This window comes from Peribacillus sp. NPDC056705, from assembly GCF_043656335.1.
Window position 1 is genome coordinate 1 of the sequence record NZ_JBHTYI010000117.1, and the last position, 2,206, is coordinate 2,206.

At 48.9% G+C, this 2,206-nt stretch carries 1 protein-coding gene and 1 pseudogene; both read left to right on the top strand.

Annotated features, from left to right (window positions below):
* Positions 1-26 precede the first annotated feature (26 nt).
* Positions 27-1,389: pseudogene (locus ACFRAK_RS27945) on the top strand (S1C family serine protease).
* A 354-nt stretch (positions 1,390-1,743) separates the two neighbouring features.
* Entirely contained in the window at positions 1,744-1,911 is a 168-nt protein-coding gene (locus ACFRAK_RS27950) for a CxxH/CxxC protein (RefSeq protein ID WP_023960274.1), read from the top strand.
* Positions 1,912-2,206 lie beyond the last annotated feature (295 nt).

Genomic DNA, 2,206 nt, shown 5'->3' on the forward strand with positions numbered 1-2,206 from the left:
GCAATCAAGGAGGGAGAGGGATCGCAATGGGATTGTTTGATGATGATTTCTATTCAACTAAAGTATCCAGACAGGGAAAAACGACCAGCGAGGACCGATCCGAACGCAGTAAATGGCGGTCGACCCGTCGTCGAAGAGGATTATCGACTTTCCAGATTTCCGCGCTGAGCTCCGTCTGCAGCGCATTAATTGCCGTCATGCTGTTTAGCTTTATTACTGGACATACCTCGTCTTCGCCGAGGATGTCGTTAGTCAATGGCAGCCACCAGGTATCGTCGACGGATGGTGATCCGTTCGAACGGATCATTAACGCCGCCCAGAAGGTGCGTCCCTCGGTCGTAAGTGTGTTAACGCACAAGCAGCCTAAGGCATTAGAGGACGAAGGATGGTTTGAAGAGGACACCGAATCTTTGCCAGAGGATGAAGAAAGTCTTGAACTGCCGGAAGGCTTTGATTTTGGCGAGGATTTTGATTTCGGGGATGATTTCGGCAGTGATTTTGGAGGATCGCAGGAGGATGCTCTGGGTTCGGGTGTGATCTTCAAGAAGTTGGAGGGCAAGGCCTTTATCATCACGAACAACCATGTGGTGGAGGATGCCGATACGCTTGAAGTGGTCCTGGTGAACGGCGAGAAAAGAACAGCGACATTGGTCGGAACGGATCGTGTCAGTGATATTGCCGTGCTGTCGATTGATAGTAAGGGAATCGGCGAGGTAGCTGAGTTTGGCGATTCAACTAAGCTGCGCCTAGGAGAGACGGTCATTGCGATTGGTAACCCGCTAGGACTCGGTGACACGCTAACCTCCGGTATCGTTAGTTATACGAACCGAATTATTCCGGTTTCACTTAACCAGGATGGTATTTATGATTGGGAGCAGGAAGTGATTCAGACGGATGCTGCGATAAACGAAGGTAACAGCGGTGGCGCCTTGGTGGATTTGAACGGCCGCGTGATTGGTATCAATACGATGAAGATCGCCGATACCGGCGTGGAAGGACTCGGATTTGCCATTCCCGTGAATGAAATTACGGAGGTTGTCACGGAACTCATGTTGAAGGGTCACATTGCCCGCCCGTATCTAGGTGTGTACACGGTGGATTTGAGCAATCCTTATGCTCCGCTGAGCAAGAAGGAGAAAGAGAATCTCAACCTGCCGAAGACGATCACGGAAGGCGTGGTGGTGCTGGATGCGCTAGGACCGGCGCTGGATGCTGGACTGCAGCTAAATGACGTCATCGTGAAGCTGGATGGCAAGCCGGTTAATACGACGCTGGCGTAAGCACTTGTACCGCAATACCAAGGTGGGTGGCGAATTGAACGTAACGTTCTACCGGGAGGGCAAGCTTAAATCGCTCAAGATAAAGCTTCAGGAGAAGCCGGAAGAATAAACGAAGCTGACGCAGCGGTTAAGCTGATTGAACTGAACTAAAGTAGGTATATATAATCGTAGGATATGAATAGACTGACTATATAGATATATAGAGCATGAAAAAGGTTAGGTAAGAGCCAGTGAAGTGGCTGCAGAGGAGAGCGTGGACACACGCTCTTTTTTGTTGCGTACGCACGATTGGGATGAGAATCCTTGGATCACAAGGAAGCTTTTGCGGAATGCTATGGGACGCATGTGAGGAAATCGGTCAAAGGCATTTCTTTTTCCCACAGAGTATGGTAGAACTGAATAGTAGCTATTACTTGATTGATGAATGTACAACCAGAGGCGAATGAGAGAAAGGATGCATAGAATGTACGTCGTATGCAAGGAACATGTGGAACTGGCCATTGAGGATTTCGTGGACGAATATGAGGATGCTCCGGATATTGTGGATCTGAAAGAGACCGAGTTCTCGGATTGGGATCCGCCCGTAAAGTGCGCAGAATGCGATAAGCCAGCCCAGTTTCTCGTGGTGTGACACGTTTGCTAGTACAATAGATGATTATGGATGAGACGAAGCGTGATGAATTCACGCTTTTTTGGTATAAGAAGATATGAAAGATGTATAGATGAAGGAATGGCGCGATAAGCTAACGTAAGCGGAGTCTGGAGAATGGAGACGATCATATGGACGATTACGGGAAGTCATGGGAAGAGGAGATTAGACGGGCTGCAGACGCGGCCTATGAGAAAGAAATGGAAGAGATCAATCGTCAATTGAACGAGCAGATCCTCATTGCCCTCATCGGTGACGTGAACACGGGCAAATCATC